Origin of the sequence: Halioglobus sp. HI00S01 (genome assembly GCF_001635445.1) — a bacterium.
Lineage (GTDB): Bacteria > Pseudomonadota > Gammaproteobacteria > Pseudomonadales > Halieaceae > Halioglobus > Halioglobus japonicus.
The window spans coordinates 105,289-122,939 of the sequence record NZ_LWEE01000215.1; the positions used below are offsets into that span (position 1 = coordinate 105,289).

16 protein-coding genes are annotated in these 17,651 nt (G+C 59.4%); 7 read left to right on the top strand and 9 right to left on the bottom strand.

Going from position 1 to position 17,651, the window contains the following annotated elements:
• Positions 1 to 97 precede the first annotated feature (97 nt).
• From tkt to A3709_RS16440, 5 genes are read left to right on the top strand one after another with little or no spacing between them, the layout of a single operon-like run.
• Positions 98 to 2,101: a transketolase gene (gene tkt, locus A3709_RS16420; protein WP_066056994.1), complete on the top strand. Its 2,004-nt coding sequence runs from the start codon at positions 98 to 100 to the stop codon at positions 2,099 to 2,101.
• Positions 2,102 to 2,119: 18 nt separating this feature from the next.
• On the top strand, positions 2,120 to 3,130 hold the full coding sequence (gene gap, locus A3709_RS16425; RefSeq protein ID WP_066056997.1) for a type I glyceraldehyde-3-phosphate dehydrogenase: 1,011 nt from the start codon (positions 2,120 to 2,122) through the stop codon (positions 3,128 to 3,130).
• A gap of 12 nt (positions 3,131 to 3,142) precedes the next feature.
• Positions 3,143 to 4,312, top strand: a complete 1,170-nt coding sequence (locus tag A3709_RS16430) for a phosphoglycerate kinase (protein ID WP_369795156.1) — start codon at positions 3,143 to 3,145, stop codon at positions 4,310 to 4,312.
• Positions 4,313 to 4,354: 42 nt separating this feature from the next.
• A complete protein-coding gene (gene fba / locus A3709_RS16435; RefSeq protein WP_066057000.1) occupies positions 4,355 to 5,419 on the top strand; it encodes a class II fructose-bisphosphate aldolase in 1,065 nt (354 codons plus the stop codon).
• 16 nt (positions 5,420 to 5,435) lie between these two features.
• Positions 5,436 to 6,362 (top strand): alpha/beta hydrolase, encoded by a 927-nt coding sequence (locus A3709_RS16440; protein WP_066057003.1) that lies wholly within the window; start codon positions 5,436 to 5,438, stop codon positions 6,360 to 6,362.
• On the opposite strand, the gene A3709_RS16445 is transcribed toward A3709_RS16440, so the two are convergent.
• The 3 genes from A3709_RS16445 to A3709_RS16455 all read right to left on the bottom strand — a co-directional run bounded on the left by A3709_RS16445 (position 6,348) and on the right by A3709_RS16455 (position 10,276).
• Positions 6,348 to 8,591, bottom strand: a complete 2,244-nt coding sequence (locus tag A3709_RS16445; RefSeq protein WP_066057006.1) for a tetratricopeptide repeat protein — start codon at positions 8,589 to 8,591, stop codon at positions 6,348 to 6,350. The two genes, A3709_RS16440 and A3709_RS16445, sit on opposite strands and share 15 nt — an antisense overlap.
• A 79-nt stretch (positions 8,592 to 8,670) precedes the next feature.
• Entirely contained in the window at positions 8,671 to 9,744 is a 1,074-nt protein-coding gene (locus A3709_RS16450) for an MJ1255/VC2487 family glycosyltransferase (protein WP_066057009.1), read from the bottom strand.
• Between the two features lies 1 nt (position 9,745).
• Positions 9,746 to 10,276: a phosphatase PAP2 family protein gene (locus A3709_RS16455; RefSeq protein WP_066057012.1), complete on the bottom strand. Its 531-nt coding sequence runs from the start codon at positions 10,274 to 10,276 to the stop codon at positions 9,746 to 9,748.
• A 156-nt stretch (positions 10,277 to 10,432) separates the two neighbouring features.
• On the opposite strand from A3709_RS16455, the gene A3709_RS16460 reads away from it, so the two are divergent.
• Entirely contained in the window at positions 10,433 to 11,137 is a 705-nt protein-coding gene (locus A3709_RS16460) for a gamma-glutamyl-gamma-aminobutyrate hydrolase family protein (RefSeq protein ID WP_066057015.1), read from the top strand.
• A gap of 2 nt (positions 11,138 to 11,139) precedes the next feature.
• Here A3709_RS16460 and A3709_RS16465 read toward each other — a convergent pair whose 3' ends face one another.
• The 6 genes from A3709_RS16465 to A3709_RS16485 form a co-directional block, all read right to left on the bottom strand.
• A complete protein-coding gene (locus A3709_RS16465; protein ID WP_066057018.1) occupies positions 11,140 to 11,514 on the bottom strand; it encodes an STAS domain-containing protein in 375 nt (124 codons plus the stop codon).
• Complete coding sequence (locus A3709_RS16470; protein ID WP_066057021.1) at positions 11,505 to 13,844, bottom strand: SpoIIE family protein phosphatase; 2,340 nt, start codon at positions 13,842 to 13,844, stop codon at positions 11,505 to 11,507. The genes A3709_RS16465 and A3709_RS16470 overlap by 10 nt, the downstream gene beginning before the upstream one ends.
• Positions 13,845 to 13,847: 3 nt before the next feature.
• Complete coding sequence (locus tag A3709_RS16475; protein ID WP_066057024.1) at positions 13,848 to 14,297, bottom strand: VOC family protein; 450 nt, start codon at positions 14,295 to 14,297, stop codon at positions 13,848 to 13,850.
• The gene (locus tag A3709_RS16480; protein WP_066057027.1) at positions 14,294 to 14,638 is read right to left on the bottom strand and encodes a hypothetical protein; all 345 of its coding nucleotides are present in this window, start codon (positions 14,636 to 14,638) and stop codon (positions 14,294 to 14,296) included. Before A3709_RS16480 ends, A3709_RS16475 begins: the two co-directional genes overlap by 4 nt.
• Before the next feature lie 67 nt (positions 14,639 to 14,705).
• Positions 14,706 to 14,984 (bottom strand): hypothetical protein, encoded by a 279-nt coding sequence (locus A3709_RS23415; RefSeq protein WP_156507812.1) that lies wholly within the window; start codon positions 14,982 to 14,984, stop codon positions 14,706 to 14,708.
• Positions 14,985 to 15,095: 111 nt separating this feature from the next.
• The gene (locus A3709_RS16485) at positions 15,096 to 16,583 is read right to left on the bottom strand and encodes an FAD-dependent oxidoreductase (protein WP_066057030.1); all 1,488 of its coding nucleotides are present in this window, start codon (positions 16,581 to 16,583) and stop codon (positions 15,096 to 15,098) included.
• A 162-nt stretch (positions 16,584 to 16,745) separates the two neighbouring features.
• Between A3709_RS16485 and rdgC the strand changes: the two genes are divergently transcribed.
• Positions 16,746 to 17,651 carry a recombination-associated protein RdgC gene (gene rdgC / locus A3709_RS16490; protein WP_066057449.1) on the top strand — a complete coding sequence of 302 codons (906 nt, stop codon included), beginning with the start codon at positions 16,746 to 16,748 and terminating at the stop codon, positions 17,649 to 17,651.

Genomic DNA, 17,651 nt, shown 5'->3' on the forward strand with positions numbered 1-17,651 from the left:
GCTTGTAGCGGTATTATTGTCGTTGCTGTTCGCCGCCTGTTACGCGAAAATAGCGCCCCTTTCTAACCCGGCCCCACCCGCCAACACGGAGATACCGATGTCTTCTTCTCGTATTGAACTCGCTAACGCCATCCGCGCCCTGTCCATGGACGCGGTCCAAACGGCCAATTCCGGCCACCCTGGCGCTCCCATGGGTATGGCCGATATTGCCGAAGTATTGTGGAACGATTATATGGTCCACAACCCGGCAGATCCGAGCTGGGCCAATCGCGACCGCTTTGTGCTGTCCAATGGTCACGGTTCAATGCTGATCTACTCACTGCTGCACCTGACCGGCTACGACTTGCCGATGTCTGAGATCCAGAATTTCCGTCAGCTGCACAGCAAGACCCCCGGCCACCCTGAATACGGCTACACGCCGGGCGTTGAAACCACCACAGGCCCTCTGGGCCAGGGCATCTCCAATGCAGTGGGTATGGCGGTTGCCGAGAAAGTACTGGCGGCACAATTTAACCGCGACGGTCACGACATCGTTGATCACTACACCTACGCGTTCCTCGGCGATGGCTGTCTGATGGAAGGTATCTCCCACGAAGTGTGTTCCCTGGCCGGTACCCTTGGCCTGGGCAAGTTGATCGCCTTTTACGATGACAACAACATCTCCATCGACGGTGAAGTAGAAGGCTGGTTTACCGATGACACTCCAGCGCGCTTCGCCAGCTATGGCTGGCAGGTGATTAACGATGTGAACGGCCACAGCTCCTCCGAGGTCAAGGCCGCTATCGAAGCTGCCCGCCACGAGCCGGGCAAGCCTACACTGATCTGCTGCAAGACCATTATCGGTAAGGGCTCACCCGGTAAGCAGGGCACCGAGTCCTGCCACGGCGCGCCCCTGGGTAGCGACGAAGTGGCTGCGACCCGCACCGCCATCGACTGGCCGCACGATCCGTTTGTTATTCCCGAGGAAATCTACGCCGGCTGGAATGCCCGTGAGAAGGGCGCTGCTGCCCAGGCCAAGTGGGACAGTGACTTTGCCGCATACCAGTCTGCTCACCCCGAGCTGGCCGCTGAGCTCCAGCGTCGTCTGGCGGGGGACCTGCCTGCAGATTTCTCCGCCAAAGCGGACGCCTATATTGCCCAGTGCCAGGAAGAGGGTGCCAGTGTTGCATCGCGCAAGGCTTCCCAGAACTGCCTGAACGCCTATGGCCCGCTGCTGCCTGAACTGCTTGGCGGTTCCGCCGACCTGGCAGGTTCCAACCTGACGATCTGGAGCGGTTCAAAAGGCATCAGCAAGGACGATGCAGACGGCAACTACCTCTACTACGGGGTACGTGAGTTCGGTATGGCGGCCATGATGAACGGCATCGCCCTGCACGGCGGCTTTATCAACTACGGCGCCACCTTCCTGGTATTTATGGAATACATGCGCAACGCCGTGCGTATGGCTGCGCTGATGAAGCAGCAGTCCATCTTTGTATTTACCCACGATTCTATCGGCCTGGGTGAAGATGGCCCCACTCACCAGCCCGTGGAGCAGGTCGCGTCCCTGCGCACTACACCGAACATGAACACCTGGCGTCCCTGCGACACCGTTGAATCTGCCGTTGCGTGGAAGACAGCCGTGGAACGCAGTGACGGCCCCAGCGCGCTGATCTTCTCTCGTCAGGGCCTGCCCCATCAGGATCGCAGCGCGGCCCAGGTGGCGGACATTGCCCGCGGTGGTTATATCCTCAAGGACTGTGAAGGTACGCCCGATGCGATTCTTATTGCCACCGGCTCGGAAGTACAACTGGCCATGGCCGCTGCCGAGCAGCTGGCAGGTGCCGGCAAGCAGGTGCGCGTGGTTTCCATGCCCTGTACCGAAATTTTTGAGGCCCAGGATGCGGCATACCGCGAGGCAGTGCTGCCCTCCGATGTGCTCGCCCGTGTAGCGGTGGAGGCACTGCACGCCGACTACTGGTACAAGTACGTGGGCCTGGACGGCCGTATCGTGGGTATGACCAGCTTCGGTGAGTCTGCACCTGCCGGCGAATTGTTCAAGGAATTTGGCTTCACCGCAGACAATGTCGTGGCTGCGGTAGAAGAGGTTCTAATCGACTAATATAGAGGTCCGTTCTGGATGATCCGGCTGGCGATAAACGGGTACGGCCGCATCGGTCGCTGTGTGTTGCGAGCGCTGCACCAGAGCCCACTGCGCGAGCGAATGCAGGTGGTGGCCATTAACGAGTTGGCAGATGCCGGCACGGTCGCCCACCTCACCCGCTATGATTCCACCCACGGTCGTTTCCCTGGAGATATTCAGGGTGACGACCAATCGCTGGTGGTGGACGGACAGTCCATCCAGCTGTTACGTCAGGATACGATCGACAGCCTGCCCTGGCGTGCGCTGGACGTCGACCTGGTCCTGGAATGTACCGGTGCCTTCACTGATAGGCTGACGGCGGAACAGCATCTGGAGCAGGGTGCGGGGAAAGTCCTGTTCTCTCAGCCTGCCCAAGCGGATGTTGATGCGACGATCGTCTACGGCATCAATGAATCCCTGCTGCAGGCACAGCACACCGTGGTGTCTGCCGCTTCCTGTACCACCAACGGCATTGTGCCCGTGATCCAGGCGCTGCATGACAGCCTGGGCATTGAGAGTGGCGTGATTACCACAATCCACTCGGCCATGAACGACCAACCGGTGCTGGATGCTTACCATCATACGGACTTGCGCAAGACCCGCGCCGCATCCCACTCGATAATCCCGATTGATACCGGGCTTGCCCGGGGTGTGGAGCGCATTCTGCCGGCGATGGGCGGGCGCTTCAGTGCCCAGGCACTGCGCGTACCGACCTTGAATGTCTCGGCCATGGACCTGACCGTACAGGTGGAAAGGGACACCGATATCGATGCGGTCAACGATGCCCTGCGCAGTGCCGCGCAGACCGGTTTCCAGGGCGTGCTGGGCTATACTGAAGAGCCGTTGGCGTCCTGTGATTTCAATCAGGACACTCACTCCAGTGTTGTCGATGCCAGTCAGACCCGCGTCAGCGGTCAGCGGCTGGTGAAAGTGCTTACCTGGTTTGATAACGAATGGGCCTACGCCAATCGCATGTTGGATGTAGCTGCCCACTGGACAAGTTTGTAGGAGAACAACCCCATGTCCCTGAATGTGAAACTGATGAAAGACCTCGACCTGAAAGGCAAGCGGGTACTTATCCGTGAAGACCTTAACGTGCCGGTCAAGGATGGGGCAGTGGCGTCCGATGCGCGCATCCGTGCAGCGCTGCCCACGATTCAGCAGGCCGTAGCCGCCGGGGCCAAGGTTATTCTGATGTCTCACCTGGGTCGCCCCACCGAGGGTGAGTTTGAAGCCCAGTACTCCATGGCACCGGTAGCCGAGCACCTGGCCGGCCTGTTGGGCCAGAAGGTGACGTTGGTAGAAGACTGGAAGCTGGGCGTTGAGCTCAATGAAGGTGAGGTTGCACTGCTCGAGAATGTGCGCTTCAACCCCGGCGAGAAAAAAGACGACGAAAACCTGGCGAAGGCCTATGCCGGTTTGTGCGAAGTGTTTGTGATGGACGCCTTTGGTACTGCGCACCGCGCCCAGGCATCGACTCACGGCGTTGCCAAATATGCGCCTGTCGCCTGCGCCGGACCGTTGCTAGAAGGCGAGCTCACTGCGCTTGAACAGGCACTTTCTGAGCCCGCGCGACCGATGGTAGCGATTGTGGGTGGCTCCAAAGTCTCGACCAAGCTGACGGTACTGGAGACGCTGTCGGACAAAGTGGACCAGCTCATTGTGGGTGGCGGCATTGCCAACACCTTCCTTGCTGCGGCCGGCAAGCCGGTGGGCAAGTCACTGTGCGAGGAAGACCTGATCCCCAACGCTCAGGCCCTGATGTCCAAGACCAACATCCCCGTGCCCACTGATGTGGTTACAGGCAAAGAGTTTTCCGAATCGGCCGCTGCCGAGCTGAAGGCGGCCGATGAAGTCGTCGCCGACGACATGATTTTCGATATCGGCCCGCAGGCTGCAGACGATATTGCCGAGATCCTCAAAACCGCCGGCACCATTCTCTGGAATGGTCCCGTGGGGGTCTTCGAGTTTGATCAGTTTGGCGCTGGCACTAAAGCCCTGTCACTGGCGATTGCTGAATCCAGTGCCTTCTCCCTGGCGGGCGGTGGCGATACGCTGGCGGCAATTGACAAGTACGGTATCGCCGATAAGGTTTCCTATATTTCTACCGGTGGTGGCGCATTCCTCGAATACGTGGAAGGCAAAGTGCTGCCGGCTGTTGCGATGCTCGAATCCCGGGCTAACGACTAATACAAAAGACACACTACAAAATCACCGCAGAGGTATCCCCACATGGCTTTGATTAGCTTGCGTCAATTGCTGGACCACGCCGCCGAGAACGATTACGGCGTGCCGGCATTTAATGTGAACAACCTGGAACAGACCCGCGCTATTATGGAAGCGGCCGATGCTACCAACTCACCCGTGATTATGCAGGCCTCTGCTGGTGCGCGTAAGTACGCCGGTGCACCGTTCCTGCGCGCCATGATGGATGCGGCAATGAATGAGTTTCCCCATATCCCCGTGGTGGTTCACCAGGACCACGGTACTTCGCCTGCGGTGTGTCAGCGTTCTATTCAGCTGGGTTTCTCATCCGTGATGATGGATGGCTCCCTGGGTACTGACGGCAAGACACCGATGGACTACGACTACAACGCCGTGGTAACGCGCCAGGTCGTTGAAATGGCGCACGCCTGTGGCGTATCAGTAGAAGGTGAGCTCGGTTGTCTGGGTTCGCTGGAAACCGGTGAAGCCGGTGAGGAAGACGGCGTTGGCGCGGTGGGTAAGCTGACCCACGACCAGATGCTCACCGACCCGGAAGAGGCCGCCGAGTTCGTCAAGGCCACTCAGGTGGATGCGCTGGCAATTGCCTGTGGTACCAGCCACGGCGCCTACAAGTTCACTCGCCCACCCACAGGCGACATTCTCGCCATTGATCGCATCAAAGAGATCAACGCGCGTATTCCCAACACCCACCTGGTCATGCATGGCTCATCTTCCGTGCCCCAGGAATGGCTGGCGGTCATCAATGAATTCGGCGGTGAAATCCCCGAGACCTACGGCGTGCCGGTTGAGCAGATTCAGGAAGGCATTCGTCACGGCGTACGCAAGATCAACATCGACACTGATCTGCGCCTGGCTTCCACCGGTGCCGTACGTCGCTTCCTGGCCGAAAACCCCTCCGAATTTGACCCGCGCAAATTCCTGGCCAAGAGCACCGACGCCATGCGCGATATCTGTATCGCCCGTTACGAGGCGTTCAATACCGCCGGCGCGGCGGACAAGATCAAGGTGAAGTCACTCGAAACTATTCACCTGATGTACGATGCCGGAGAGCTGACACCGCAAGTCAATTAAGCCGCGAGGGCACAGCGTGAATCGACAACAACTGGGTGAATTGCGCCGTGCCCTGCAGCCCTTCCCCGAGGGCGCTGCCGATAGCGCCCTGTTCAACGATTACCTGGCGTTTTATGGGCTCGACTTCCCCCAGGCTGCAGAATATCAATCTGGCCTGATCTCCTCAGGCGGCTTCCAGCTGATGATCCATTACTGGCAGCAGCCCGGTGCTGTGGCCACCCTGCTGCTGGTGCACGGTTATTACGACCACACCGGCATTTACGACAAGGTCATTGCCTATGGGCTTGGGCGTGGCTGTAATGTGTTGATGTTTGATCTGCCCGGCCATGGGCTCTCCAGTGGTGAACCTGCGGTCATTGATGACTTTGCCGATTATGGCGATGCCATTGCCGATGTACTCGGCGCGGTGGCTTTGCCCGAGTTGCCGCTGCTGGCCATGGGGCAGAGTACCGGTGGCGCGGCCATTACCGAGTTTGCCCGTCGCTATGAGTGGCCCTTTGATCGCGTCGCGCTGCTAGCGCCATTGGTACGCCCGGCGGGTTGGCGCGGTGTGAAGGTTGCCCACGCACTGCTCAAGCCTTTCGTGGCCACACTGGGCCGTACTTTTAATCAGAACTCAGCTGACCTGGATTTCCTCGCGTTTGTGCGCGACGACCCCCTGCAATGTCACCGGGTGTCGCTGCGGTGGTTAGGGGCGCTGAAACGCTGGCTCAAATCGCTGCCGCTGGCAGATCTGGGTGTGGGGCCTGCGCTGGTCGTTCAAGGGCGACGCGACGGCACAGTAGACTGGCGCTATAACATGGGTGCGATCGCTAAACTCTATCCAAACAGCGAGATCGTCTACCTGGAAGAGGCCGGACATCAGCTGGCCAATGAATCAACCGCTATCCGCGCCAGCTATGAGACCCACCTCGACAGGTACTTTGCGTTACAGCCCCTGTAGCAGTTGCTGGTAGGTGGGGTTGCGCGGATTCAGCCGCACCAGCTTCTGGGCATAGGCTTTGGCACGGGCTTTCTGGCCGATTTCAGCGTTGTAGTTGGTCAGGGCTAACAGCACCTGTTCATCTGAAGGCGCGGCCGACAGCAGCTTTTCCAGTTCACGTATCGCCTGTTGGGGCTGGCCCAGGTCGTGCAGGGCGATCGCGTAGACAAAGCGATGGCGGGTGCCGCCGGTTTCCAGACGTGCCGCCTGGGACAGATACTCCAGCGCTTTTTCGCTGTTGCCGCTGCGAGTTTCCAGTAGCCCCAGTGCATACAGGGCAGCGCCGCTGTCTGGATAAATTTCAATCGCTTTTTGCAGCAGGGTGCGTGCCTCGTCGTCGCGCTGCTGTGAGCGCAGCAGATCCGCCAGGTTCAGATAGGCGGGAATCAATTGGGGGTTCAGTACCAGCGCCTCGCGATAGGCCTTCTCTGCAGAGGGGCCATCACCGCGATTGGCATAAAACACACCGAGCTGTAACTGCGCGCTGGGCATGTCGGCGTGTTCACCCATAACGGCAACATATTCGCGGCACAATTTTTCCAGCGCGGTGGATTGCTCTGGGGGTATCTGGTCCAGGGGTACGCCGGCCAACTGCCGCGCCACCTCCATACGTACCGAGGTAATCGGATCGTTGAGCAGCGGCGTCAGCAGCTGAAAGCGCTGCTGCAGCGAGAGAAAGTCCAGAGAGCGCACGGTGCTGGTGCGAATAATGGCATCGTCGTCATACAGCAGTGCGGCCATGGTTTGCGTGGCCTCGCGGCCGCCTACCTGGCCCAGCGCTTCCATGGCGGTAGCTCGCCAGATAGCGGGCTGGCCCGGATCATTGGCAATTTGTGCGAGGGCGGGCAAGGCGCGCGCGTCGCCCTGGTCAGCCAGGGCAAATGAACGCGCCGGGTGGCTGCCGGTGTCGTGGAACTGAACGCCTCGCTCCCGCAGTGCGTTGAGACTCCACTCGGCGTTCTTGTCGGTGTGGCACTGGTTGCAGGCATTGGGGGTGCCCATCACCACCGACAGGTCTGGTCGGGGGACACGCATACTGTGATCGCGCCGGGGATCGACACCCATATAGGTGCTCTCTGGCATATGGCAGTTGGCACAGGAAGCGCCCGCACTGTCTGCGGCGTGGAAATGGTGGTCCGGTGAGTCATACACGGCGGGTTTATGGCACTGTGCGCAAACCCCGTTGCCAGGTGCACGTAGCTCGGCGCTGTGCGGTTCATGGCAGTTGCTGCAGACAACGCCCGCCTGATGCATTTTGCTCTGCAGGAAAGAGCCGTATACATACACCTCGTCGAGTATCTGGCCGTCGTAGTGGTACAAGGGCGACTGGGGCAGTGACAGGCGGTGGGTGTCAAGCAGGTCGGCGCCGTGGTGATAGTCACCCAGCGTGCCTCGCCGCGCGTGACAGCGGCCACAGTTATCTACCTGGGCGCGGCTGTCCAGAGGTTCGGAACGCCGGGCAATGTTCTCGCTCTCGGGAAAGGCCCACTCGCCGCGTTGTGCCAGGTCCACCGGGAAGCCACCTGCATGGACATTCGCCAGTGCATCTTTTTCCGCCAGTTGCATGTGCTTGCCGCCCGGCCCGTGGCAGGCCTCACAGGCGACATTAATCTCTTCGTAGACAGTGTTAAAGCTGCGCGTCTTCGCGTCGTAGTTTTTCTTCAGGTCGGTGCTGTGACATTCCGCGCAGCGTGTATTCCAGTTATGATAAGGGCCGGTCCAGTGCAGCGGGTCGCCGGCGAGAATAGGCTCGTCAGGATAGAGGTGGTACCAGCGTTGTCCACCTTCGTCGCCCGGGCGGGCGTCCCAGGCAATGCTCAAGGCCTGCAGGCGGCCGCGATCCAGCGGCAGCAGATACTGTTGCAGTGGATATACGCCGAAGACATAGGCGACTTCAAAGTCGGTCAGCTCACCCTGCTCGTTATCAGTGCGCACCATGAACTTGTCGCCGTCGCGGTAAAAGCGACTGGTGATGCCGTTGTACTCGAAGCTGGTATTGTCGAAGTCACCGAGCACGGTTTCGGTATTCGCAACCTGCATGGCGAGGTCGTGGTGTGAGCCGCGCCACAGCGCGTGCTCCTCGGCGTGGCAACTGCGACAGCTGTCACTGCCGACAAAATCAGTGCTGTTGGCATGCAGGTAAGGCGCGGCGGCGAGCAGTGCCGCAAAGGCCAGGATACGCGAGATCAAGATGAGCGTGCCTTGATTCAGTAAGGCATTCCACCTTAACCGAATGAGGTCTTTAACCCAAGTACGGGGGGGAGGCGATTCAGGCGACGACGCCCAGTGGCGCGCCCGGTCTTGGCGCGGGTATGCGGTTGAGCGCCCGAGCGCCCCATAGTTGCCGGCTGAGATCTTCCGGTGGGGTGTTAGCGCCAGCGGCCAGCCAGCGGGCCAGGCCTGCGGCTACATCCGGAAACTGGATGTTGGCTGTGACTTTGGGTTGCGCCAGCCACTGGGCCAGGGCCAGTGCATCGAGGCTGGCGATGGTGGTGGCATAACCTAGCTGGCTGAGTGCGAGCGCATTGGAGTGCTGCTCCATCTGGCCATCGAGGGGTTTGGTTAGCACAGGTTTGCGCCACTGCAGGCACTCGCTAATGAGTTCAAAGCCGCTGTTACAGATGACGCCGCTACAGGTGGCGAGATGCTGTTTAAAACCTGTGACATCTGCCTTGCGCAGGCTGACATTGCCTTGTTGCTCATTCTGGAGAGCGGGCGAATACTGTACAAACTTCCACCCTGGGAATTGTTGTAACACTTTTGTCACTGCTTTTTGGTCTTCAAAGGGCAGGTAGACCAGCATGTGCTCGCCCTGTTCTAGGGCCAGTGGCGGCAGGTCCAGAATGGGAGGCAGGACGTTGTCAGCGTAGGGGTGCCAGTGCAGTCCGATAGGGGTTGTCACCGGTGCGAACCGGGACATGATGGTTTCTTGCAACCAACTTGTGCCCGCTCTGGGTGTGGTGGGGCCAAATGCATACTGATGGCCGATACCAATCACATCACGACGCGCTTTTGCCGCTGCGCGGGCCACTACCGGTTCGTAATCGCAGACGATGAGATCAAAAGCGTCGAGGTCGAGCTGGCGCGCATCCTGGAGAAAGCGCGGCACATTGTTGTTGAAGGTGGTGCTCATGTAGCGCAATTTGCCGGCGCTGGTGCTGAAGGTCAGGCCGCGGCGATAAACGAAATCACCGAATAACTCCATATCAAAAAGCGCCTCGCGAGGCCGCCCCGAAAACAGCCAGGTGACGTCCACTGGCCACGCGGCGAGGGCCTGGGCCATTGCCCGTGCGCGACTGATATGACCCTGCCCCGTTCCCTGCACGCCGTATAAGATATTCACGCTAGTGCACTCCCAGTAGCGACGCGGTGAGCAGGGCCAGGCCAGTTCCCATTAACGCGCCAGCGAGGGTGTCGCCTGGAAAGTGGACCCCCAACAGCACCCGGGATAAGGCCACGGCGAACCCCCAGAGGAACAGCCCCCCTGCGACGGGGCCGTAGACCAGCAACAGGCAGGTGGCAAGCAGAAATGCGCCGGAGCTGTGTCCCGAAGGGAAGCTGAACTGATCGCTGGCGCGGATCAGGCTGCGAAATCCCGGTACTGATTCCTGGGGCCGTGGCCGACGCAGCCCGTTTTTCACACAAAAATACACGCTGCGTTCGATAACCAGTGTCAGGGCGAGCAGTGGTAGCAATGCATTGAAGCCGGCTGGGTCGAGAGACCACAACAGGAGTGGCACCAGCACATGGAGATAACCGTCGCCTGAATGCGAGACGGCTTTCGCCATGGGAATGACCATGCGGCGCTCGGTCTGGCGGAAAACACCTGCCAGCAGCCGCATCTCCAGTTTCTGCAATTTGCCGAGTATTTCCATGCCGCCAGCATGCGTCCCGGCTGTGGCAGATGCGTTACAGCTGCGTGTATTTTTAGTGACAGCCCGGCACCCTTAAGTGGTATGGACACTGGCCTTAACGCTCTCCTAAGATGAGGGATTCGGGCGTTGCCCTCCTATGATTTAGACAGGTGAACCATGAAGATTGGCATTCTCAAGACAGACGCAGTCAATCCACGCTGGGTAGGCGAATACGGCGAGTATCCCGATATGTTTGCCAAGCTGCTGAGCGACGTTGATCCTGGCCTGGAATTCGTCACATACGATGTCGAGGAAGGCCAGTCTCCTGCAGATATCGACGAGGTTGATGCCTACCTGATGACGGGCAGCAAATCTTCCGTATACGAAGACAAAGCATGGATCGCCCAATCCATGGATCTGATTCGCGAGATCGACGCTCGCAAGAAGAAACTGGTGGGTATTTGCTTCGGCCATCAATTGGTGGCCCAGGCGCTGGGCGGAAAAACCGAAAAGTCCACCAAGGGCTGGGGGCAGGGTCTGCATACCCACACCTTCAATCAGACGCCGCAATGGCACGACGGCGACAATCCTGATTTTAATATTCTGGTCAGCCATCAGGACCAGGTGGTCGAAAATGCCGACGGCGCCGAGGTGCTGGCCGGTAGTCATTTCTGTGAGAATGCGGTCGTCCAGATCGGCAATCATATCCTCACGTTCCAGGGCCACCCGGAATTCACGTCGGGCTACTCCTCAGAAATTATGAACTTCCGCCGGGAGATGATTGGCGAGGAAGTCTACGAGAAAGGAATGGCGTCGCTGGCCACGGCGGATCAGGGCGATCGCGTGGCGCGTTGGATCGTCAACTTCCTGCGCAGCGAATAGCGTTATTCGTCGCGGGCTTTGCTCTGCATGGCATCGAGATAGTCATCGAGTTCCTGCTCGTTGGCAAACACGGCCATATCCGGCAGCGCCTTGAGAATCTCGAATACTTTGTCGATGTGTGGCTTGCGATTGGCGGCCGCCAGGTTGCGCCCGTCTGAGCGGGTTTGTTTGGCCGCTTTGAAAATGACCCGCAGCCCCGCCGAGCTGATGTAATCCAGCTCTTTCATGTCGAGTACGGTGAGCTGGTAACCTGCATCGACCACTTCCTGCAGGCGCAATTCAAACGCCGGCGCAGTGTCGGTATTCAGGGCGCCGTCGAGGCTGACCCGGGCTACCGAGTTTTCTTCGTCAATGGATACAGTGGTTGTCAGGTCCATACGGGTAAGTCCTTTTCAATTGTGAGTACGTTGTACTCGCCTTCTCGCGCATAGTGCTGTCGATTGCTCAGCCCGGTGACCAAGTGTACACCAAGGCCACCGATCTCGGCAGATTCTATATCCGCGCCCAGGTCTGCTCGTTCCGCCTGTGCCAGCGGGTTGAATGCCACGCCGGGGTCGCGCACTTGCAGCGCCAGAGTCTGGCCATCCAGGCGTAAGGTCACGGCAATCTCATGCTTGGCCTGCAGCTCGCCGTATTTCTGTACATTAGTGACCAGCTCTTCGGCGATGAGCAGCATTTCCATGACCGCATCATCGGGCACCGACCAGTTATTGAGAACGGGCTCCAGCCAGCTCTGTACCCTGCGCGTGAGTCCCGGCGCGAGGTCAAAGCTCTGGCGCTGTGAGCCGTGCTTGCCTGCCGAGGGTTCCAGCAGTAGCAGGGTTATGTCGTCAGATTGGGGTTGTTCCTGGGCATGGCTCGCCACCGCCTGGAACAGTGCCGCGCCGGCAGCGGCCAGATCCAGAGCTACGGTGTTTTGCAGTTGCTTGTTGAACCGCTCCACCCCGAACATCTCACCGGCGCTGTTAAAGGCCTCGTCGATACCGTCGGTGTAAATGGCCAGCCGGTCGGCGGGGCATAGCGTCAGCAGGTTATCTGGATAGTCCTGATCCGGTATAAGGCCCAGCGCAGGTCCGGTGTCCTGATCGATGACGGTAACCTCGTTGTTCCGCAGCAGGCTGGGAGCCGTATGCCCGGCGCTGGCGAAGCGCAGTTCGCCCGTCGTCGTATTCAAGACCCCCAGAAACAGGGTGACGAACATGCAACTGGGGTTGTCCCGCTCAAGGGAATTGTTCAGCCACGTCATGGCCTCGTTGGGAGCAACAGACAGGCTCGACAGTTGTTGGATCAGGCTGATGGCACGGGCCATAAACAGTGCTGCCGGCACACCCTTGTCGCTGACATCGCCCACCGCAAGCAGCAGGTGCTTGTCGTTGAGGCTGTAGGTGTACAGATCGCCGCCCACGGTTTTGGCGGGCTCAACCCGTGCCCATAAGTCTACAGGTGGTTGTTGCAGGTGTGCCTCGCCGGCGCCGGGCAACATGGACATCTGAATTTCCCGGGCCGCGGCCAGTTCACCTTCCAGGCGGCTGCGCGAGGCGGTGACGCTTTCAAGATCAGCAATATAGGTTTTGAGATCCTTACTCATGCTTTCGAAGCTGCGCACCAATGTGGCGATCTCGTCATTGCCCTTGGCCGGCGGCAGCGGCGAATCCATATTGCCCCGGGCAATATTGGCGCTTGCGGCACTCAGGTAGGAGAGCGGCCGGGTAATACTGTGCGTTACCAGCGACACCACCAGCGCCATGCCAAGAATCGTGCACACGCTGATAATGACGGTTTTGAACTGGTAGTCGTACAGCGGTTCCAGCACTTCGTTCTGGGAGTAGACGATGCCGATTGGCCAGCCATTTGATTGCAGTGTGCCCATGCGCAGTGTGCATTGACCTTCGATCTCCGGGCACTCGACCTCGCGGCTAATGGACTGGCCGCCGCGCACATGATCGAGCAGGTCTCGCCAGGGTTCTAGGTTCTCAGGCGCAGTCGCTATCTCGGAATAATGGCGCAGTGCCTCTGGGGCCTGGCGGCTGCTCAGTAACATGCCTTCTGTGCTTAGCAGCAGGCCATTGCTGTGCTCACCCAGGTGTAACTGCTGCAATACCCGGTGTAAGTCTTCCACGAGTACGTCAGCGGTCACCACCGCATACAGGAAGCGTTGCCCCTCATCATCAATGCGGTACACGGGCACTGAGTAGGTGGTCATCAATGCTTCGCCGCCGCCATTGTCGAAGTAGGGCTCAGACCAGACTGGCTTGGCCGTTTCTATGGGCGCGCGGAACCACGGCTGCTGCTGGTAATCGGCTTCGCGACTTGCCAGGTTGGCATAGGCGATGCCGGTATCGCTATGGAAGAAGTAAGGGGCAAAACCCCCACCGGATTCAGCCTGATTGGGGCTTAGCGCAATGGCTGCGCCGTAGATCTCCTCGTTGCCCTGGACCAGGTCGCGGAGCATTTGCTTGAGGCCTTCCTCGCTGTACTCGCGCTGGGAGAGAATTTGGCCTAGAAAGCCCGTGGCTGCTTCTACGCCGCTGAGCCAGTTTTCAATGTCGACGACCACCGCCTTCACACGCTCGTTGGATTCGAGGTCGAGGCGCTCGAGAATTTCAGCGCGGGAGACGCGATAGTCGAGCAGCATGCCACCGCCCACGATCACCGCCGTGCACAGGGTGATCAGGACGATCAGGCGCGTGGATATGCTGCCGCGCACGGGTTACCAGCTACCGGTGTTTTCCATGGAAGCCCAGGGTTCGGCTGGTGCGAGAGCGTCACCCTGCTGCAGTAGTTCGATCGAGATGCCATCCGGTGAGCGCACGAAGGCCATGCTGCCATCGCGGGGCGGACGATTTATGGTGACACCGGCGTCCATCAGCTTCTGACAGGTGGCGTAAATATCTTCCACCTCATAGGCCAGGTGCCCGAAATTGCGGCCGCCGTCGTAGTTTTCGGTATCCCAGTTCCAGGTGATCTCCAGGCAGGGAGCGATACGGCCCAGCCCGCTTTCGGGGTCGACCTCATCACCCGGTGCAGCGAGAAACACCAGGGTAAAACGCCCGGCCTCGCTGTCATAGCGCTTGACTTCAACCAGGCCGAGCTTGTTGCAGTAGAAGTCCATGGTCTCGTCCAGGTCGCGGGCGCGGACCATGGTGTGCAGGTATTTCATTGAGCCTCCGTTGAAGTGATATCACTCACCAATGTCTTTAGTGCCGGCAGCATTTGCCGCGCACGCGTCGTGCTGGCAACGGCCAGCGTGGCGATACATGCGAGGCCTGCGCCAACGGGCCCCGCCCACTCGCTGTCGAAGAGCAGTGAAGTCAGGCCCGTAAACAGGCTAAACGATAGCACAAGCGCAATAACAACAACGATAACCAGGCGTCCGTTACCGTCAGCCCGATAAGTCAGGTTTCTCGCCTCGGAAACAAGTTGTGCTTTCTGTTCACCGGGGATGGCTGACCATTGGGGAATGTTCCGGGCAAAAATATACTCCTCAATCGAAGCTGGCATAACAGCCTCCCGCTAGTGAGCTCTATTCAATGGGGGTTGGTGCCTATCCAGTTATAGTAGCCGGCTTTCATTCCGCTTTGGTTGAGTCAACAACTGGCTTTCGGCCGCTGCCGGAACCGGTTGCCAGGGAATAGGCGGTACCCATTGCTAATCCTAGAGCAAAACCACCAACTCCGCCTATGGCCAGGCCTCTAAGGCCACCGGTGAGGCCACCTGAAAGTGCACCCATTGCCGTGCCTGCCCAGCCTGTGGCTAGCTCCATTGGCCCGGCGCCAGAGATACGCTCGATTTCTGACAGTGTGAGTTCTCTGGTGTGTTGGTAAGAATTATGTGTTGATGTGTTCATTAGATTCACCTTCCTTGGTTCTGTTAGGGCCCCGCCTCAACTGAGGAGAGGCCTATCAGAACATAGGTGAATCTCGGGGCTCCGGGAACATCAGAACCCCGTCAGCAGGAATCAACTGCGGGCGGCGGCCTGCTTGCCGGCCAGGCGGCCTGAGAAAGTGGCGTCGCCGACCGACATACCGGAGGAGTAGCCGTCGGCCCGGCGGACCACGCCGCAGGCGGTGCGACCGGCTGCGTACAGGCCGGGAACCACGTTGCGTTGTGGGTCTACCACTTCGCCGGTGGGCAGTGTGTCGAGGCCGCCGAGGGTGAAGTAGGGGACGAAAGCACCACGTCCTGGGGTGATATCCAGCGCCACCAGGGGCAGTTCCAGGGTCTGCAGCCACTCTGCGCCTTTGTGGAACTGGGTGTCTTCGCCTGCGGCCACATCTTCGTTGTAGATGTTGATCGTGTTTTCCAGCGTACCCTTGCGCAGGCCCAGCTCTTCTTCCAGCTCGGCGATGGTCTCGCCGGTGCCCGCAATTGAGGCGCCCATAAAGTTGAACTTCTCGTAGTCGCCGTACTGCTCCACGGTGAGAATGAAATAAAAGCGATCACCGGGCTGATCGAGCACCGCCTGGCCGAGGCGAGAATGGTAGACGTCTTCGTTGATAAAACGCTGGCCCTTATCGTTGACCACGATGCCACCGGTAATGCTGGCGGGCGGGTAGTAGGGAATACTGATAAAGCCTTCGTGCATGTTGATGGCGGCGCCACCCACAGACATGCCCATCATAATGCCGGTGCCGGTATCGCCGGGGTTGCCGATAGGCTCATTGCCGCGCAGCAGCTTGGGGGCGTATTTCTGCAGCATTTCTTCGTTCATGTTGAAGCCGCCGGCGCAGAGGATGACGCCCTTGCGAGCGCGCACGTTGAGTTCTTTCTTGCCCTGACGGATAACCAGGCCCGCTACCGCGCCTTCGTCATCCACAATCAGGCACAGCGCGCGGGTTTCGTACTCCACGGTGATGCTGTCGCGCTTTTCAACATTCTCGGTGACGATCTTCATGAACAGCGGGCCGCCGTTATCGCCTTCAATCTCGAGGTTGTGGCCACGGGGGCAGGGCTTGGCGTGGTGGCGGAACGGATAGGCCTTCTCTGACCCTGTGTAGAGCAGGCAATCGTCGGTGAGGCACATAATGGCCCGCTCCTCGTGGAAGCTGTCCTTGAAGGGCACACCCAGCCCCGTCAGCCAGTCGAAGTGGGCGGAGCTGCTTTCGCAGTAATTGCGGATCTTGGCTTCGTCAGCCTGGGGCCCGGCGGACATCATCATGTAGGTGACCATGTCTTCGGTCGAGTCATCAAAACCACAGGCTTTCTGCACCCGGGTGCCGCCACTGCCGCCCATGTAGATCTCGGCGCTGGACATGGCGGTGGAGCCACCACTGGCGCTGGCCAGTTCAAATATGGTGACATCCGCACCCGCATCAGCGGCCTCAATCGCCGCGCAGCCGCCGGCGCCGCCAAAGCCAACAATGGCTACGTCGGTTTCCTTGTCCCAGTTGCTCACGTCGCGAACGTGGCGTGGCTGGGTGGGGGTGGCCTTTTTGGTGTCACTCATGGCTCTGTCTCAGTGCAGTTGTGTCTGGGAGGCAAATTACACTGCCTGGGGGCGAAGATAACAACGGTCCAGGCGGCCGCAATGGTTAACATTTTGTACACGGTCCTCTTTTTGGCCCGCGGCTGGGGTACAATCAGCCGCTTTTGCCAGAGCAGTATAACTATGTGGTTTAAGAACATCCGGGCCTACCGCCTCACCACTCCCTTTGATTTGTCCGCCGAACAGCTGGGAGAACAACTGGCGCAGCGGGCCTTTGAGCCCTGCGCCAAGTCCCAGGCGCTGTCCCTGGGATGGGTTGCCCCCCTGGGCGAAGAATCCGGTGAGCTTGCCCATTCTGCGGGCGGTCGCCTGCTGATCAAGCTCAAGCGTGAAGAGAAGCTCCTGCCCTCCACGGTGGTGCGTGAGCAGCTCGAGGAAAAAGTGGCACACATCGAGGAAGAGCAGGCCCGCAAGGTGTATCGCAAGGAGCGCCTGACCCTCAAAGACGAGATCATCCAGGATTGCCTGCCCCGCGCATTCAGCCGCTCCAGTGCGGTTTTCGCCTACATCGACACCCGCGCCAACTGGATTTTTGTGGATGCCGCCAGCGCCGCCCGGGCCGAGGAATTGCTCAACCTGTTGCGCGAATGTATCGGCAGCTTTCCGGTGGTGCTGCCCCAGGTGAACAACGCCCCTTCGGCGACCATGACCGGTTGGCTCGCCCACCAGAACCTGCCTGACGATTTCGTTCTGGGGGAAGAGTGTGAGCTCCGTGAACTCGGCGAGGAAGGTGGCGTGGTGCGCTGTCGCGGCGTTGATTTGTTAAGTGAAGAGGTGGAAACTCACCTCAATGCCGGTAAACAGGTTTCGCGCCTGGCCCTGCAGTGGGAAGAGCGCGTAAAACTGGTGCTGGCGGAAGATCTGTGCCTCAGGCGCCTGAAGTTCTCAGAAGAGCTGATGAAAGAAAACGACGACATTCCCGAAGCCGATAACGCCGCTCGTCTCGACGCGGATTTCGCGCTGATGTCCGACGCTATTACCGGCCTGCAGGATCGCGTCATCACCATCTTCGGTGGCGAGGCGGAATAG